Annotated in this window: 19 protein-coding genes and 1 tRNA gene; 16 read left to right on the top strand and 4 right to left on the bottom strand. The window is 49.6% G+C overall.

The annotated features are described in order from the left end of the window. Positions 1-45: 45 nt before the first annotated feature. Complete coding sequence (gene ruvX / locus NQF86_RS02850; RefSeq protein WP_266116085.1) at positions 46-510, top strand: Holliday junction resolvase RuvX; 465 nt, start codon at positions 46-48, stop codon at positions 508-510. Between the two features lie 66 nt (positions 511-576). Here the strand turns inward: ruvX and NQF86_RS02845 are convergent, their stop codons facing one another. The 3 genes from NQF86_RS02845 to NQF86_RS02835 form a co-directional block, all read right to left on the bottom strand. Continuing rightward, on the bottom strand, positions 577-1,821 hold the full coding sequence (locus NQF86_RS02845; protein WP_266116084.1) for a Gfo/Idh/MocA family protein: 1,245 nt from the start codon (positions 1,819-1,821) through the stop codon (positions 577-579). Positions 1,822-2,185: 364 nt separating this feature from the next. After that, complete coding sequence (locus NQF86_RS02840; RefSeq protein ID WP_266116083.1) at positions 2,186-2,566, bottom strand: VOC family protein; 381 nt, start codon at positions 2,564-2,566, stop codon at positions 2,186-2,188. A 147-nt stretch (positions 2,567-2,713) separates the two neighbouring features. Beyond that, positions 2,714-2,788, bottom strand: a tRNA-Val gene (locus NQF86_RS02835). Between the two features lie 14 nt (positions 2,789-2,802). On the opposite strand from NQF86_RS02835, the gene NQF86_RS02830 reads away from it, so the two are divergent. Next, positions 2,803-3,717 (top strand): N-formylglutamate amidohydrolase, encoded by a 915-nt coding sequence (locus NQF86_RS02830; protein WP_323670740.1) that lies wholly within the window; start codon positions 2,803-2,805, stop codon positions 3,715-3,717. A 26-nt stretch (positions 3,718-3,743) separates the two neighbouring features. Here NQF86_RS02830 and NQF86_RS02825 read toward each other — a convergent pair whose 3' ends face one another. Then, on the bottom strand, positions 3,744-4,097 hold the full coding sequence (locus NQF86_RS02825) for a hypothetical protein (RefSeq protein ID WP_266116082.1): 354 nt from the start codon (positions 4,095-4,097) through the stop codon (positions 3,744-3,746). Between the two features lie 344 nt (positions 4,098-4,441). Here NQF86_RS02825 and NQF86_RS02820 point away from each other — a divergent pair, with 344 nt between their 5' ends. The 14 genes from NQF86_RS02820 to NQF86_RS02760 all read left to right on the top strand — a co-directional run bounded on the left by NQF86_RS02820 (position 4,442) and on the right by NQF86_RS02760 (position 16,025). Further along, entirely contained in the window at positions 4,442-5,803 is a 1,362-nt protein-coding gene (locus NQF86_RS02820) for a peptidoglycan-binding domain-containing protein (protein ID WP_266116081.1), read from the top strand. A gap of 256 nt (positions 5,804-6,059) precedes the next feature. Then, positions 6,060-6,323 (top strand): hypothetical protein, encoded by a 264-nt coding sequence (locus NQF86_RS02815; RefSeq protein ID WP_266116080.1) that lies wholly within the window; start codon positions 6,060-6,062, stop codon positions 6,321-6,323. Between the two features lie 22 nt (positions 6,324-6,345). Then, positions 6,346-6,474: a hypothetical protein gene (locus NQF86_RS02810; RefSeq protein WP_266116079.1), complete on the top strand. Its 129-nt coding sequence runs from the start codon at positions 6,346-6,348 to the stop codon at positions 6,472-6,474. Between the two features lie 577 nt (positions 6,475-7,051). Further along, positions 7,052-7,234, top strand: coding sequence for an SNF2-related protein (locus tag NQF86_RS09140; protein ID WP_407652844.1), 183 nt, complete (start codon positions 7,052-7,054; stop codon positions 7,232-7,234). Between the two features lie 281 nt (positions 7,235-7,515). Further along, positions 7,516-7,671, top strand: coding sequence for a DNA methyltransferase (locus NQF86_RS02805; RefSeq protein WP_266116448.1), 156 nt, complete (start codon positions 7,516-7,518; stop codon positions 7,669-7,671). Next, positions 7,619-8,182 (top strand): hypothetical protein, encoded by a 564-nt coding sequence (locus NQF86_RS02800; protein ID WP_266116078.1) that lies wholly within the window; start codon positions 7,619-7,621, stop codon positions 8,180-8,182. The genes NQF86_RS02805 and NQF86_RS02800 overlap by 53 nt, the downstream gene beginning before the upstream one ends. Before the next feature lie 2 nt (positions 8,183-8,184). Next, positions 8,185-10,941 (top strand): DEAD/DEAH box helicase, encoded by a 2,757-nt coding sequence (locus NQF86_RS02795; RefSeq protein WP_266116077.1) that lies wholly within the window; start codon positions 8,185-8,187, stop codon positions 10,939-10,941. 374 nt (positions 10,942-11,315) lie between these two features. Next, positions 11,316-12,869, top strand: coding sequence for a hypothetical protein (locus tag NQF86_RS02790; RefSeq protein ID WP_266116076.1), 1,554 nt, complete (start codon positions 11,316-11,318; stop codon positions 12,867-12,869). A 97-nt stretch (positions 12,870-12,966) separates the two neighbouring features. Further along, positions 12,967-13,092 carry a hypothetical protein gene (locus NQF86_RS02785; RefSeq protein WP_266116075.1) on the top strand — a complete coding sequence of 42 codons (126 nt, stop codon included), beginning with the start codon at positions 12,967-12,969 and terminating at the stop codon, positions 13,090-13,092. 167 nt (positions 13,093-13,259) lie between these two features. Then, positions 13,260-13,475 (top strand): helix-turn-helix domain-containing protein, encoded by a 216-nt coding sequence (locus NQF86_RS02780; RefSeq protein WP_266116074.1) that lies wholly within the window; start codon positions 13,260-13,262, stop codon positions 13,473-13,475. Positions 13,476-13,576: 101 nt separating this feature from the next. Beyond that, positions 13,577-14,263, top strand: a complete 687-nt coding sequence (locus NQF86_RS02775; RefSeq protein ID WP_266116073.1) for a hypothetical protein — start codon at positions 13,577-13,579, stop codon at positions 14,261-14,263. Positions 14,264-14,279: 16 nt separating this feature from the next. Next, complete coding sequence (locus NQF86_RS02770; protein WP_266116072.1) at positions 14,280-15,344, top strand: major capsid protein; 1,065 nt, start codon at positions 14,280-14,282, stop codon at positions 15,342-15,344. Further along, entirely contained in the window at positions 15,341-15,778 is a 438-nt protein-coding gene (locus NQF86_RS02765; RefSeq protein WP_266116071.1) for a Bbp16 family capsid cement protein, read from the top strand. The genes NQF86_RS02770 and NQF86_RS02765 overlap by 4 nt, the downstream gene beginning before the upstream one ends. Positions 15,779-15,785: 7 nt before the next feature. Beyond that, a complete protein-coding gene (locus tag NQF86_RS02760) occupies positions 15,786-16,025 on the top strand; it encodes a hypothetical protein (protein ID WP_266116070.1) in 240 nt (79 codons plus the stop codon). The last annotated feature ends 1 nt before the right edge of the window (position 16,026 follow it).

The following is a 16,026-nucleotide window of genomic DNA, read 5'->3' as shown; positions in this document are numbered from 1 at the left end:
CACATCAGCCTTTTACGGCCATGAAAGAGATCATACCCCTTTGCCATGACACTATTCAATCCACATGACCTGCGTAATCACCTCCCAGCCGCACATTCAGTTCTGGGACTGGACCCCGGCAGCAAACAGATCGGTGTGGCCCTCTCCGATACGGCTCTTATGCTGGCCTCTCCCCTGACTGTTCTGATGCGCCAGAAAATGAAGCAGATGGTCCCGGTATTTCAGGAGCTCTGTAAGAAACACGAGATTGGCGCCTTGGTGGTCGGTCTTCCGCTGTCTCTTGATGGAAGCTTCGGCCCGGCGGCCCGTGCGGCCAGTGACTGGGCCAATGACCTCAGCGAACGGCTGAACCTGCCCGCCTGCCTGTGGGATGAACGTCTTTCCTCCAGTGCTGTAAACCGCTTTCTGGTTCAGGAAGCCGACATGACCCGCAAACGGCGTGGTGAAGTCGTTGATAAAATGGCTGCCGCCTACATGCTGCAAGGCTGGATAGACGCTACTGCCCCCTAAAACACAAAAAAGGGAGACCGTGCAGAACACGGCCTCCCTTTCTGTCGTCTCATCCAGTCAGAAAGATCAGATAGTCTTGCGCCAATCACCCCAATCCGTGGAAACCGGGCGGCTGCCGGAATTGGCCGACTGATACATGGCCTGAATCAGGCGCACGTCCTGCATTCCTTCCTCACCTGTAGCAGCCAGCGGCGTGTTGTTCGCAACGCTGATAGCCAGATGATCCAACTGAGCCGAGAACTGGTTCAGTGCCGGGATGGTGAACATCGGTGTGGACCATGTATGCGTGTCACCACTCGTGCAGTGGCTGACACTGTTACACCAGTAGCTGGTGGCCGGGTCCATCCGCAGGGAGGCATCCGTCCCCTGAAGATTGAAGCGGGACATGGCGTTCACATTGAAGGACGCACTCCCATGAGCAACAGCCCCAGACCGATAACGCATGATCCACACGATCGTTTCATCAATCTCACGGAACATCGGATCTGATGGCGGCATGATGGTGGCCTGAACCTCAATCGGATCCTCATTCAGCATGTAGCGGGAGCCATTAACACCATAAATACCGAGGTCCATCAGTGCACCACCACCAGACAGAGCACGGGTCAGGCGCCACTGGTAAGTTGGATCTGTTGGATCGGTATTGTCACCATTATCCGTGGAAATGATCTGCGGCTTGCCAATGCTCGTACGAGCCAGCTCAATGGCCTTGTGCGTGACGGGGTCGAAATGGCAGCGATAACCAATCATCAGCTTCTTGCCGGCCTTCTTGCCAGCCGCAATCATGCGCTGACATTCCTCAACGGTGACAGCCATCGGCTTCTCGCACAGCACATGCTTGCCAGCACGGAAGGAACGCTCTGTAAAATCGGCATGCAGGGAATTCGGCAGGATGATGTAAACGGCATCAACCTCCGGGTCCTGCGCAATCTTGTCGAAATTATCGTAGGTATAGAGGTGTGATTCCTCGATACCATAATGCTTGCCCAAGCGGCGGGCCTTGTTAATGTCACCGCTGACCAGCGCTGTCACTTTGGCATATTCGCACTCAGCAAAGGCCGGAAGGATCTGGTTAACCGCATATTTGCCGAGACCCACAATGGCATAGCCGAACTTGCGAGGACCATCATTCAGCGGGCGAAGGAGATTCGGATACGGGCGCTGCCCAAGACCGGAAGGCGGTGCAGGAAAACCAAGAGACTGCGCCATAGCCTTACCAGCGCCACCAGCCAGAACAGATGCTCCAAGTGCACCAAGAACATGCCTACGGCCTGCATTTACCGGTTTATTGGACGGTGAGTGAGAGCTCATCTTCAATACATCCTTTTCACTCAATAAGCAGCCCCGCACGATTACAAAGGCTGATGACGAACGGATACTTCTACTGCCTTCCGTACCGCCGCCTCGAAGTTAAGACCCTATGCGAGGGAATTGCAATTAATCGTGAAAAAGGAATTACTTTTACCGACAAGACACTGAACAAGTAAAATCTATTTTATGAATAAAATCTTTATATTACAACGCGTTATAATTAGATATATTTTAGTCCATTTTAAATGCACCAACTGTATGGTTGGGCTGCATTTTAGTCATGTCACTACAAAAATGGCCGTATCACTCGACCAACGTGATACGGCCATTTTTCAGAAACAAATAACCTGTATCAGGTTACATGTTACATTTTATGGAAAGCACAGAGCTTATTTCCATCAGGATCACGCAGATAGGCCAGATATAGCGTCATACCCATGACGGTACGTTCACCCGGCGGATTTTCGATACTCTGCCCCCCTGCTTCAACACCGGCTTTATGCCAGTTCCTCACAGCTTCCGGAGAAGGCAGAGCAAGTCCGACCGTTCCGCCATTCGCAGCCGTAGCTGCTTCCCCATTGATAGGACGCGTAATGATGAATATCTGTCCGTCTTTCTGATAGACGAGCCTATCCGGATTATCCTGCGGGCAGAACTCAGCCCCCATGACACCGAAAAGGGCATCATAGAATTTTTTGGCTTTTGTCAGATCATTCGATCCCACCACAATATGACTCAGGAACATCAGACTTTTCCTTCTCAACGTAAAGGCACGCTATACCATTAATGGCGTACATCTTTGATGTATATCGGGAGAACAAGCTCCAAGGACAAGAGCTCCCGGATAAGCCAGCCTGAAACGAATTTTTCAAGGAGATAATCACCAGAGGGGTGGTGGGCGCAACAGGGATTGAACCTGTGACCCCTACCATGTCAAGGTAGTGCTCTACCGCTGAGCTATGCGCCCCCGTCTGGTGTGAAATGGTATTTACCTCAGCCTATGGAATGTGGCAAGCCTTTAATGTGAAAAAAATACAAAAAATTCCGTGCGCTAGTTCTGTCCGTTCATCCTCCGCTGTTGGGATACATCTCCCCACATGCCGGAATCGGACGCCTTTTCTGCTCTCCTCACCGCATTCAGGGCGTGACTATCCGCATGATTTCCTCCAGGTCGCTGCCCTACCCATGGACGAGCTGGAGCGCATGGAGGACCGCTATACGGATCAACTCCTTCGACACATGCCAGAAAAAGGCCTGAGTCTTGTTCAGGCGCTCTTTCCACGTAGCTTCTGTGATGTAAATCGAGATTGGCGAGAACTGGATACCAGCATGTTCTCTCCGCCCCTTATCGGAAACGACTTCATATTCAGCAAAAAAGTGCAGGCAGGCTATGGAGTGATTCCCCGTTGCATTTCACCGGGAAAAAGCATCTATCGTTATTGCCTTCCCCTTGAAGAAGCAGGCCGCCGCCTTTCCCAATATTGGGAGCCTTATCATGAGGCCCTGCAACAAACGCAAAAAACGCTCTACCAGCAGTTTGGCTCTACCATCTTGTTAGATATCCACTCCATGCCACCACTTGCGCAAACACGGCCCTGTGACATTGTTTTAGGTAACCGGCACGGAAAAACCTGTTCTGACGAACTTATCAGAACAACCGAACGTCTCTTTACCGAAAAGGGGTACCACGTCCAGCGTAACGTCCCTTATTCTGGTGGGTATATAACAGGCAGGTACGGAAAAATGGAGCAGAATCGGCAAAGTCTCCAAATAGAGATCAACCGATCCTGCTACCTCAATATGCAGACGCTACAGCCCAATCGACACTTCTCAAAAGTGCAACAGGATATCACAAACATTCTGACGGAACTGGCACACTCATTTCACAGCCCCTAGAATGAGAACGTCATCCAAAAGATTTCTTACTGCTGCTGCCCCAGAAGGAATGCTACCCCTGCCAGACGGTTATTCAGGTCCACCTGAGCGACTGGCACACCTTTGGCATCATGCACAATCCCTTTAGCATCAATGGACCCCACAATGGTTCCGGTATTGTTATAAACAACCCCTGTCCGATCGATTTCGCCGATAATCTTGCCTGTCTTATTGTTTTCGATTGCGCCAGCAGGACTGACAGACCCCGAAAACGTAGCTGTAATTTTCTTCAAACCTGCCTGAGGAGCGACATCCTGCGCAACTGCACAAGCTATGCTCCCCCCTCCTACGATCAATCCGCCAAGCAGAAATTTGCGTGCCACTGTAGATGATAAAGACATAGTAACTCCCTCCTGATTTGCTCTTATCAAAACAGACTGGCAGGCATTAAGGAAGCGTTTTTATATAACAAGATATCCATCTGGTACTTTCCCATACCTATAGTAAGGTTTGTGTAAAGATTTTAAAAAAATTCAATGATTATGCCAACTAATTTCAAGGCACATCGTTCCTGCACAAAACCGTAGTCCAAAAAGAATAGACTGATATCGTATGTATCCTACTTCAACGATATAGCTCTAGGACAAACCAAATTACCCAATAGAAATAACCATCTACAATTACTTGCCGATCTCCTTCTACGAGATCATAATCCCTCTATGCGGTCATTTAAGAGGAACACATCATGAAAAAATCAACAGGACTAACAGTAGGCTTTCTTCTTTCCGTCATGATGAGCAGTGCTGCAATAGCAGAAAATAAAGATGAAACACTATGTACACACCTTCAACAAACTGGTGCTCTGTCTGTCGCTGCCTGTTCTGACCCTTCTCTCAAGATGGCAGCCCTGCATTATATACAGGCACGTTACGCCCTTGAAGCACAAGATTCTGCCAAAAACCATACGGCCGTAGCCAAACAACTCGCCGAAAATGATGCTATTTTGCGGCACGACTGCGCCTTGCCGCCGGTAAACCCTACAGCAGCTCCGTTATCAGAACAGGAAAAAACCTGCTACATTGATGTCCGTCAGCGACAGACCACTGCCCTGTCACACTCGTTGAGAGAGCCTTACACGCAAGAAATCACACGTTCAATTGCGCTACATACAGCCCTACAGCAAAAACTGATTGATGGCGGCTATCTATACCGCTCTCCCCCTATAGCTGACGGGATCTACGATCATGATACACGAAATGCCATCAAGAAATGGCAAGCCGCTTATGGTGATGACAAGACAGGCGTCATTACAAATGACGAAATACCGCACCTCCAAAAACTGGGGCTGATTACATTCGGTACGGAGAGGGCAAACCGGCGTTCTGATGTTTCCTTCATCAGCTTTCCACAGCCTTTAGTCAGTAGTGGGAAAGGCCCTGCCCTCACGCGTATCTTCCAGATGGACATGCTGGAAATAGACCGCGGCTATCTAGAACGAATTACCGGCCCCGCCAAATATATAGGAGAACGCTCAGACAAACTAACAACCCTGACCTATATGGTCGATGATTGTGAAGTTACAGCGTATGCAGCTGGAGATACAATTAAAGGATACAATCTGCACGTCACACCAAACTGCACAATCCCTCTAGGCGGCAATACTTCGGACAACCATCCTATTCTCTCTCTTGCAGATATGACTCTTGGAGAGTTCAACACCATCTTTCAGGGCAACAACCAACCGATTGGTCTATGCTTTGCCGGCGCCTGCGGGAATAGCATAGACGCCAGCATGGGCATCGTCAGCTATGGTGCTCACTACAATGACGAAGTAAACTTCTCCGCCACAGCAGCCAACCAAGACATGGATAATGATAAGGCTATCGCGGCAGAAGAACAATGGACCGCTGCCATGATAGGTCCCGATGATAGTGACGCAAAACGTGACTATGTCGAAGAAGGAAAATTCAATTGCGACGGAAAGTACGATGAAGCTGGCATACGAGCCATGAAAAATGTCCCTATACAATATTTTTTCTTTGGAAGAATGGAACCAGATATTTCCCTGGAACTTAATGCCCCACCATCCCCTGCATGCACCAAATAGAAATATACTCTAATGAACATTCACCCCCGGATACCAAATATAGTTTTCAAAGTATCCGGGATGTACGGTAGTTGGCTATATATGCATATGCTGGAAATTAAAAAATACATCTCTACAGATATTCATATGCATTTAAATTTCATATCACAAAAATAACCTAACTAAATTTTCATACCTTGCCTTACCGCAACTAACAGGCCCATAACAATTACCCGCTGCCTCCCTAAAAGATACACCAAAAATTACAGACATCACGATGGTGGCGCATTATGTGCACATCAACGCCTCATCTTTCCAATCCCCTCCCTACTCCGTCCCCTGCTGCTCAGATTACGCAGGCCGGGAAACAACAAGCGCAACAGGCCACAAATACTGCAAGCTGGCGGGCGGCTTCGGCTCTACCCTGCTGACCGGCTCGCAGGGCCTGACCCAGACGAACAACAGCGCACCGAAAACGCTACTCGGAGGCTGTGACCATGGCCCAGCGTCCCGCTATAAAGCAGCCTTCGTTGATACGTGATGAGGCCGACCGCAGGCTTGTCATGCTGCGTTCTGACAGGCGGGTCTGGCGAGATACATGGTGGGAGATCAGCCATTACATCCTGCCCACACGGGGCCGCTACTTCCATGTCCCTAATCAGTCCAGCCGGGGGCGTTTCAAAGGCCCATAGATCGTGGAAAAGACCGATTCAATCGCTCTGAGCAATTTGGCTGCCTTCCACACCTCATGGCGGGCATCACGTCCCCTGCCCTTGAGGTTTACAATATTTAATTTTCAATTGAAATTCAGTGCGCCATAATCTAACTTCAAGGGGTGGCCTATAAGGCGTGGCGATAAATCTTAATTAAAAAAGCAAAAGGAATGATGAAAGTGACCGAATATACGCAGCAACAAACAGTCTATCTGGCACATGCTTTAACCATTGCAGCTTCAACAGAACATACCCTCTCAAAATCATCTGCCTAATCTAAGGTCGATATAAACCCTCACCAAGTTGAGGCGGCGTTATTTTCTCTCAGATCACCGCTCTTTAAGGCGTCTTACTGGCTGATGAAGTCGGTCTTGGTAAGACGATTGAAGCTAGTCTCATCATTGCCCAGAAATAGGCAGAGCGGCAACGTAAGATCATCCTTATTGTTCCAGCCATGTTGCATAATCAATAGTCTCAAGAGCTTTTAGAGAAGTTTAATATTCCATCTTATATCATTGAAAGCGCATCTTACTTATCGGATAAAAAGATAGGCGTATTGAAGCCTTTCGATCAAAAAGAGGATCGTGTCATTATTTGCTCATATAAATTTGCCTCTCGCAAACATGTGGATGTAAAAAATATAAAATGGGACTTAGTTGTCTTTGAAGAAGACCATAAGCTTCGTAATATCTGGAAAAAGACGGCGCAAAAATTGCCAAGCGACCTCAAAAAGCCCTAGATGGTCGTAAGAAAGTCCTACTCTCGGCAACGCCATTACAAAATTCACTGCTTGAATGATATAGCTTGATATCGCTGATTGATCCCCACTTTTTCGGAAGTATAGATTCCTTTAAGGGACAGTATGTGGGACGGCAAACATCTGCAAATAATCTAGATATTTTACGACACCGTCTTTCAAAAATATGCAACAGAACGCTGCGCCGACAGGTTCAACAAGAAGGTGGTGTGCTTTTCCCTAATAGCAAGAAACCAGAAGCTCTGCTTAAAAGAATTATTAGGATGAGTACAGAGCCTGGAGATATTGTTTTAGATTCATTTGCGGGATCAGGTTCAACAGGTGCGGTCGCTCACAAAATGGGGCGTCGGTGGATCATGGTTGAGCTTGGAGAACATTGTCACACTCAGTATTATTCCAAGGCTACAGCGTATTGTTGATGGGACCGACCAAACTGGCGTCTCTAAGGATGTTGGCTGGCAGGGCGGCGGCGGTTTTCGCTATTATCGATTGGCTCCATCCATGCTTGAAAAGGACAAATGGGGACAATGGGTTATCAGCAAAGAATACAATGCTTCTATGCTGTCTGAAGCCATGTGCAAACATATGGGTTTCACCTATGCACCTAATGAGAACTATTATTGGATGCATGGGCAGTCCACAGAAAGCGACTATATCTATGTGACAACAAACAGCCTTACTCATGATCATTTGCGCGCTATTAGCGAAGAAGTCGGTCCTAACCAGACACTTCTGATCTGTTGTAAGGCTTACAATGCCAATCCCGATGCTTTTGACAATATAACGCTTAAAAAGATACCGCAGGCTGTTTTGAAAAAATGTGAATGGGGCAAAGACGATTACAGCCTAAATGTGACCAATTTAAATCCAGTCAAAACAAGCAATCCACCACAATTAGATTTATTTAGTCTCAATGGTGAGGAGGATTAATCATGAACCGTACTATTAGAAATATTACCGCCCGCCTATCACTTCGCCGCCCACAAAATAACTCACTTGATATACTGGCCCATGTGCTAGAGAGCATTGAGTTCTCAAAAGAAACCGATCTTGAGCGAGATCTTGAAGCTGTCAAAAAGAACTACCCAAGCGTTGAAGAGTTTGAGCGCGACTTCCCTTCTATCTGCTTTGCTTTGGCAACAGGCGTTGGGAAAACTCGTCTCATGGGTGCCTTTATCAGCTATCTCTATCTCACCGGCCGTAGTCGTCATTTCTTTGTGCTGGCACCTAACCTGACGATCTATGAAAAGCTCAAAGAGGATTTTAGCCCCAAGAGCCCTAAATATGTTTTCCAAGGGATTCAGGAGATAAGCGCTAATCCACCGGTTATCATCACGGGTGAGGATTATGAGAGCGGCAAGGGTGTTCGCTTCGATGTGAATAATCTCCGTATACAAGGACGGCTTTTTGAAAATAGCGAAACGCTCTTTATTAATATCTTCAATATCTCAAAGATTAATGCAACCGAAAATAAGAAAGGAGCGAATAAGTCAAGTACGCCACGCATTAAACGCCTTCATGAGACCATTGGAGAGAGCTATTTTGATTATCTATCCAATCTCCCAGATCTAGTTATCCTAATGAATGAGGCGCACCGCTACCGCGCCACAGCGGGCGCAACGGCCATTAATGAGTTGAAGCCAGTGCTAGGGATTGAGCTTACAGCCACTCCAAAAACCACTGGTTCCTCTCCAGTTAATTTTAAGAATGTCATTTATGACTATTCTCTCTCCGAGGCTATGGAAGATGGCTATGTGAAAGATCCAGCAGTTGCGATACGCAAAGATTTCAAACCTGAAAACTATTCACCTGAACAGCTTGAGCGTATTAAGCTGGAAGATGGTATTCACCATCATGAGTTTACGAAGGTTGAGCTTGATGTTTATGCTCGCCAGCATAACAAGAAGATCATTAAGCCCTTCATGCTGGTAGTTGCCCAAGACACCGACCATGCTCACAATTTGCGCAACTTAATAGAATCAAATAACTTCTTTGACGGCCGCTATAAAGGCAAGGTTGCCGAGATACATTCAAAGCAATCTGGGGCGGAAGGGGACGAAAATATTCAACGTCTCATATCTATTGAGGATCCTAACGAGCCAACTGAGATTGTTATTCATGTCAATAAGCTAAAAGAAGGCTGGGACGTAACGAACCTATACACCATTGTCCCACTTCGTGCTTCGGCTTCTGAAAATCTTACCGAACAAACCATTGGTCGAGGCTTGCGTTTACCATATGGGCGTAAAACAGAGGTTGATGCTGTAGATCGCCTAACAATCATCGCTCATGACACGTTTCAAGATATTATTGACCGCGCCAATAATTCTAATTCCATTATCAAGAAGAAAATTGAGATTGGAAATGGCAGGGATGTGCCCTTTGAAAAGCCCCAAGCGATTACAGTTCCGTCTTTGGCATCTATAGCTTTGACGGGGGCTTCGGTAACCGGGTATGACTATCACGAGCCAACAGAAACATCAAAAACAGCCGTCCCTATTACACCTCAACATCATAAGGTTGCTGAGGTAGCAATGGATGTTGCAAAACGGTATGAGCGCCTGCGGAGTTCACGCGAATTATCAACATCTGAAATTCAAACAAGAATCATCAAGGAAGTATCCGAGATTATTCGACCTGAACAAGGCGCATTAGCCTTGGAGCCAGAAAACTTTAATAGTTTGGTTAAAGAGGTTGTTGAAACGGTCACTAAAAATCTTGCTGAGTTATCTATTGACATTCCAAAGATTGTTCTTATTCCTTCACGCGAGGTGACATATGGTTTTCATGATTTCGAGCTTGAAGGCTTAGACAAACTAAACTTCCAGCCTATTAATCATGAGATATTGATCCAGCAACTTCGTACCAACAAAAGCAGCTTACTCTCTTGTGACGGAGGGTATGATAAGGAGGATAAGCTTGAAAGCTATATCATTCGTAGCTTAATCGACCATGAACTAGTGGATTATGACGGGCATACAGAATTGCTCAATAAGCTTGCAAGGCAGATTGTCGCCCGCTTTAAGTCTTATCTCCCAGATGAGAGCGATGTCGAAAATGTTCTCGTTCACAATCAAGACAAAATCACTGACTTTATTGTTGTCCAACTTATGCAGCATTATTGGGAGACACCTACGGATTATCAGGTAACTGTTAGCCGTGGTTCTACCATTTTGAAACCTTTTAACTGCACCATTCAAAAAGGTACAGTATCACGCAACTTTAAGTCAATTCCTGAAAATAAGAGCGATGTTAAGAAGATGATATTCAGTGGCTTTACCAAATGCTGCTACCCACTACAGAAATTTGATTCTGTTGATGGGGAGCTAAGGTTTGCTCAGATCTTGGAAAATGATGAGAAAGTTATACGCTGGATGAAGCCAGCACCGGGCTTCTTCCAAATTGAATATAAAAACGGCGTAGCTTATGAGCCTGACTTTGTCGTTGAAACCACAGATGCGAAATATCTATGTGAACCTAAAATGGCATCTGAGATGAAGAGTGACACAGTTTTAGCAAAACAAAAAACTGCCCTGCGCTGGTGTTATTATGCGACTAAGCATACTCAAGAAAATGAAGGGAAGCCTTGGCACTATGCGCTCATTCCTCATAATGCCATTACATCAAATAGAAGCTTTGAGGGCTTGATGAACGAATATGTCGTTCCACAGCCTCTCATAAACCAGTAAAGAGACTTAGCGATGCCTCTCAGCCTCGCTTTATCTCTTATGTAACCATTCAAGGTGGCTTTATGAATAGTACGGTCTAGAACCACCTCACACCATACCTTAACCTCCTTACGCGGAAAGGTATTAAGCTTCTTAAGAATGATGAAGACGTTCTCTTTAAAGGAAGTCATGGACCATTGGGGCCTTCTCAACCTGAATTCTCATATCCTGCCGCTTGAGATAGATATTTAAGGCTTTAGGATGGAGAGCGCCGAATTGTTCATTAATCCATGCGGAAAAGTCCTCATAACTCAGGGGCGGGAACCGTGGATAAATGGCTGAAGTAGTACGGCGTCCCCTCCCTCCGCACTGGGGCCATCAGTGATGAGCAGTTCGTGCAGTCCATCCCCTATGAGGAGACACAGCGTTATGTCTCACGGGTTGCCTCATCCCTGTCACGCAATGTCCCCGCCCCGTCCGCCACGCCACCTGACCTTTCTGCCAAGCTGTCAGAGATTCATCGGGTAGCGCAGGAGCGTGGCTATGGGCAGGAGATCGAAGATCACGCCATGTCCCGAACCATGCACAATAATGCGCTGTGGGAGGCCCAGACACGGAATGCGAGAGCGTCCCTGCATGGGCAGATCAATGACCTCTCAAAAGCCTACATGGACGGCAATACGCAGAATCAGGTGCCAGAACAGCAGATCAGGTCACTCTACCAGCCGGATGAAGCTGACCGCATCGTGTCCGGCCTGAATGAGAGACGTCAGGCAGGTCTTGCCCTCAATGCCCTGAAATGGGCTACACCAGCACAGGTCGGGGCCTACATGCAGGCGTCTCAGGCTGCCCTGGGCGATGCGAGTGTGGATGACTACGCCACCCGTGCCCAGATACAGGCGCACCTCCAGCTTGCCATGACCAGACGGGCAAAGGCCCTCAAGGATGATCCGGCAGGTTATGCCGCCGGGCACCCCGCCGTGCAGCAGGCATGGCAGGACTACCAGCAGAACCAGACGCCTGAAGCCTTTGAGGCCTACGCCGGGAAGCTTCGGGCCGTACAGCAGATGATGGGCGTGGCAAACCCTCGCTACCTGACGGACGACCAGGCACACAGCATCATCGGTGGCCTGTCAAAGATCGACACGACAAAGCAGAAGATTGCCCCTATCATGGATGGGCTGAAACAGCATTACGGCAAGACGGCATGGAATAGCATTCTGGACGAGCTGGTACAGAAAGGCCTGCCCGCCCCCTATGCCGTCATTGCTGATATGGACACGCCACAGCAGACCACGGCACGGGATGTTCTTCAACGCAACCTCCAGACTGCTCCGGAGGACATGAAGCGTCTGGCCGGGCCCAGCGCAGCCCAGCTCAATGCCACGGCCAGTACCGATCCTGTGGGCGACAGTCTGGCCGACATGCGCCAGACCATGCTCCTCCAACAGGGAGGGCCTGCCAGCTACCGCAACATCTATGACACGGTGAAGATGCAGGCGCTGGGCTATATGGGAAAAGGTATGGGCCTGAATGATGCCCTGAAGCAGGCCCGCAAGGACATCGTGGACCTGAAATACGATACGTCCGGCTACCTGCGGACACAAAAGGGGGAAATGGACACAACACAGGATGCCCTTGCGACATTCATGTCGCAGCTGAAGCCTGATGATGTTTCAGTCAAGGAGCTGCCCGGCGTCAGTGAAAAGCTCTCCAACGATCAGGTTCTGGCCAACGCCAGAGAGTCTGGAAAGTGGGTCTCCGTTTCTGACAACAGCGGCTACAGCCTCGCCATCCCCAGCAAGACAAGGCCCGGTGAATGGCAGTACCTACAGGGGAAGGATGGCAACCCCATTGTTGTCCAGAGAAAGGATATTCTGGCCGGACGATATGGACCTGACCGACAGACAACGGTGGAGAACTGGAAGAAATTCAATCTCCACCTGTGATGATATTTTTTCTGAAAAATTGATGTTGTAAAATAAACGCAATTTGCGTATAAAAAACTTGTCGAGGCAATCAAGCCCGACAAAAAGGAGGTTGCTTATGAGCAAATCCCCCAAGCGTGAGGAAATAGTCTTCTGGCTTGTCGTAATACAAACAGTCTGCACCGTTGCCGCAACGGCTAAAGACCTTGGTTACTGGCTGGCCAGTATGATTAAATCCCACTAACGGTATGAGGGGGAGCCATCCCCCTCATATCACCGCCACCATAAGGGAGGACACTATGGAATGGCTTCTTGAGCGGCCACGGCTCATCTGGTTTGGTCTGGGATTGGTTGCCTTGGTGGCTTTCGCCTACGGACTGATAAAAGGTCTATATTTCTAGGGAGGCAATCATGACACCGACCCGTTTCCGGGAATGCCTGGACACGTTCCATTGGACACAGCGAGGCTTTGCCCGCATTGTCGGGCGTGGCGAAGGCACCGTCAGGCAATGGGCACGAGGGGCCGTTTCTATCCCCCATAATGTTGCCCAATGGCTGGAAAACGTCACGACATACATGGAAGCCAACAAGCCGCCTGAGCGACAGACACATACTGACAAGCAGTGACTGTGAACCCTCCCCTCATTGGGAGGGTTTTTTCATAAAGACACACCAGAATTACAAACGGCTGCCATGCTTGCCTCCATCACGAATGATGGAGTGCATGTATGCCATCGGAAAACCCGACATCTGATGCACCGGCGGCTGATGCCGGGACCAGTCAGACTACGCCAGAAGCAGCAGACAACACCAGCCTGATGGGTAATGAAGCCCCGGATGGTGATAATGCTGATACAGCCACTTCTGGCGAGAAACCTGCCGAAAAACCGGCAGAAAATGAAGACGCCAAGGGTGAAGACAAGCCCAAAGTCCCCGAAAAATACGAATTCACCCCGCCGGAGGGCATGGAGATCGACAGGGAGGCTTTGTCTTCCTACGAAGCTCTGGCCCGTGAGCATGGCCTGTCTCAGGAGCAGTTCGATGCCATCACGAAGCACGGGCTGGAGTTCTTCCAGAACCGCCTGACTGGTCTGACTGAACAGCACGCGGCTCTCCAGCAGGGATGGCGTGACACGGCCCTGAAGGACAGGACACTCTCCGATGGGGAGGCCCTGAAGCCGGAAATCATGCAGAACGTGGCTCATGTCTTCAGCCAGTTCGGAGGCGAGAAAGATGCCCTCCGCAAGGCTCTGGTCGAGACCGGGGCGGGTAATCATCCCGCTGTCATCCATGCCTTCAATGCCATCGGCAAGGCTCTGGGAGCTGCCCAGACACCCGACCGGGGCAAACCGGCCAGCGAGCTGAAAGACAACAGCTACGAGGCCATTGCCCGACGCCGTTATGGCTCCAACTGACGAGGATATCTGAACCATGTCGCTCAATAGCAGCACATTTCTGACGCTGGCTGACTGGGCTGCCCGCCGTGACCCGAACGGTGGTATTGCCGATACCGTCAACCTTCTCTCCCAGACCAACGAGATTCTGGATGACCTCATCTGGAAGGAAGGCAACCTGCCGACCGGCAACAAGACGACCGTTCGTACAGGACTGCCCGCCGCCACATGGCGTATGCTCAATTATGGTGTGCCCCGTGGCAAGTCCACCACCGCACAGGTCACGGATACATGCGGGATGCTGGAAACCTATTCCACCATCGACAAAGACCTTGCCAACCTTGAAGGTGATGTCGCTGCCTTCCGTCTGTCTGAAGACCTCGCCTTCCTTGAGGGCATGAACCAGCAGATGTCCCGTACCCTGTTCTATGGCAATGAACAGAAGGACGTGGCTGCCTTCACCGGTCTGTCTCCCCGCTTCAACACGCTTGATACCAGCAGGGCACCGTCTGCTGCCAACGTGATGGATGCTGGCGGGCGTGGCAGCACCAACACGTCCATCTGGCTCTGCTGCTGGGGTCCGACTGCCGGCTTCGGCATCTTCCCCAAGGGTTCCGTTGCGGGGCTCCAGCAGAAGGATGTCACAACCGATGCGCCTATTCTGGATGAAAACGGAAATCCATATCAGGCCTACCAGATGCATTACAAATGGGATTGCGGCCTGACCATCCGTGACTGGCGGTATTTCGTCCGTATCGGCAACATCGATGTATCTAAGCTGACTGGACCTGATGCGGCTAACCTGATCGCCTTGATGGCCGCTGCGTGTTTCAAGCCACCGACCATGCCCAGCTCTGCCTCCAACGTGCAGTCTGCAACACGGGCTACGGGCGGGTCTCCGCTCTCCTTTGGTCGCCCTGCCTTCTATGTGAACCGCACGATTGCTTCTGCCCTGTCCATTCAGGCCATGAACAAGACCAACGTGCTGCTCACTCAGGACCAGTTCGATGGCAAGCCGGTCCTGCGCTTCCGTGGCATCCCCATTCGTGTGGTGGATGCCATCATGAACACCGAAGACACTATCACAGGATTTGCATCATGATTACCGACAGACTGCTCAATTTCTCCAATGCTCAGGACCTGACACAGGCTCCCGCCGGGCAGGACACGCCATCCACCAACGTCATTGACTTCTCTCAGGCCCGTGATTTCGGGCCGACCGAGGGCTTCAAGATCTGGGTAGAATTTCCCAACATGCCCTCTCCGAACAGTGGCAAGCTGGATGTGAAGATTCAGGTCTCCGCTGACAACCAGAACTGGACCACACTGGAAGAACTGCCGGGCATTGACCTCTCCCTGGTTGGTCCGAGCAATCCGTTTGCTGTCCGGGCCAAACCGGCTTTCTCCAACACGCCGTACCGCTATATGCGCCTGACCTATAATCCTGCTCAGGCTCTGACATCTGGAACGGTGACAGCTGGCATCAATCTGGATGTCCCTGCCCAGATTGCCTACCCCAAGAACTACGTGGCGTGAGGCAATCATGGCAAGATATCGTGTCACACAGAACAGCTTCATCAATGGTCACTTTGTAACCGTTGGTGAGGAAGTGGATTATTCCGGAATTCCCGGCTTCAATCTTGAACCGCTGGATGATGAAGCCCGCTCGGCCAAAGAAAAGGCTGGCCAGCTGACCCAGCGGGACGTGAACAGTCGGGAGTTTCAGGAAGACCTGACACGCCCTGATGGTGCGCCGCCCAGGAAGTCTTCCTCAAAAGGGTAAG

It is taken from the genome of Bombella pluederhausensis, from assembly GCF_026385525.1.
Lineage (GTDB): Bacteria > Pseudomonadota > Alphaproteobacteria > Acetobacterales > Acetobacteraceae > Bombella > Bombella pluederhausensis.
The sequence above is the reverse complement of the archived record's forward strand: the minus strand, read 5'-3'. Positions and strand labels throughout refer to the sequence as shown.

What these genes read in the sequence shown, in the direction of transcription:
- ruvX (WP_266116085.1), top strand. Translation starts at nt 46, where the DNA reads ATGACACTATTCAATCCACATGACCTGCGTAATCACCTCCCAGCCGCA.
- NQF86_RS02845 (WP_266116084.1), bottom strand. Translation starts at nt 1,821, where the DNA reads ATGAGCTCTCACTCACCGTCCAATAAACCGGTAAATGCAGGCCGTAGG.
- NQF86_RS02840 (WP_266116083.1), bottom strand. Translation starts at nt 2,566, where the DNA reads ATGTTCCTGAGTCATATTGTGGTGGGATCGAATGATCTGACAAAAGCC.
- NQF86_RS02830 (WP_323670740.1), top strand. Translation starts at nt 2,803, where the DNA reads ATGGTATTTACCTCAGCCTATGGAATGTGGCAAGCCTTTAATGTGAAA.
- NQF86_RS02825 (WP_266116082.1), bottom strand. Translation starts at nt 4,097, where the DNA reads ATGTCTTTATCATCTACAGTGGCACGCAAATTTCTGCTTGGCGGATTG.
- NQF86_RS02820 (WP_266116081.1), top strand. Translation starts at nt 4,442, where the DNA reads ATGAAAAAATCAACAGGACTAACAGTAGGCTTTCTTCTTTCCGTCATG.
- NQF86_RS02815 (WP_266116080.1), top strand. Translation starts at nt 6,060, where the DNA reads ATGGTGGCGCATTATGTGCACATCAACGCCTCATCTTTCCAATCCCCT.
- NQF86_RS02810 (WP_266116079.1), top strand. Translation starts at nt 6,346, where the DNA reads ATGCTGCGTTCTGACAGGCGGGTCTGGCGAGATACATGGTGGGAGATC.
- NQF86_RS02805 (WP_266116448.1), top strand. Translation starts at nt 7,516, where the DNA reads ATGAGTACAGAGCCTGGAGATATTGTTTTAGATTCATTTGCGGGATCA.
- NQF86_RS02795 (WP_266116077.1), top strand. Translation starts at nt 8,185, where the DNA reads ATGAACCGTACTATTAGAAATATTACCGCCCGCCTATCACTTCGCCGC.
- NQF86_RS02785 (WP_266116075.1), top strand. Translation starts at nt 12,967, where the DNA reads ATGAGCAAATCCCCCAAGCGTGAGGAAATAGTCTTCTGGCTTGTCGTA.
- NQF86_RS02780 (WP_266116074.1), top strand. Translation starts at nt 13,260, where the DNA reads ATGACACCGACCCGTTTCCGGGAATGCCTGGACACGTTCCATTGGACA.
- NQF86_RS02775 (WP_266116073.1), top strand. Translation starts at nt 13,577, where the DNA reads ATGCCATCGGAAAACCCGACATCTGATGCACCGGCGGCTGATGCCGGG.
- NQF86_RS02770 (WP_266116072.1), top strand. Translation starts at nt 14,280, where the DNA reads ATGTCGCTCAATAGCAGCACATTTCTGACGCTGGCTGACTGGGCTGCC.
- NQF86_RS02765 (WP_266116071.1), top strand. Translation starts at nt 15,341, where the DNA reads ATGATTACCGACAGACTGCTCAATTTCTCCAATGCTCAGGACCTGACA.
- NQF86_RS02760 (WP_266116070.1), top strand. Translation starts at nt 15,786, where the DNA reads ATGGCAAGATATCGTGTCACACAGAACAGCTTCATCAATGGTCACTTT.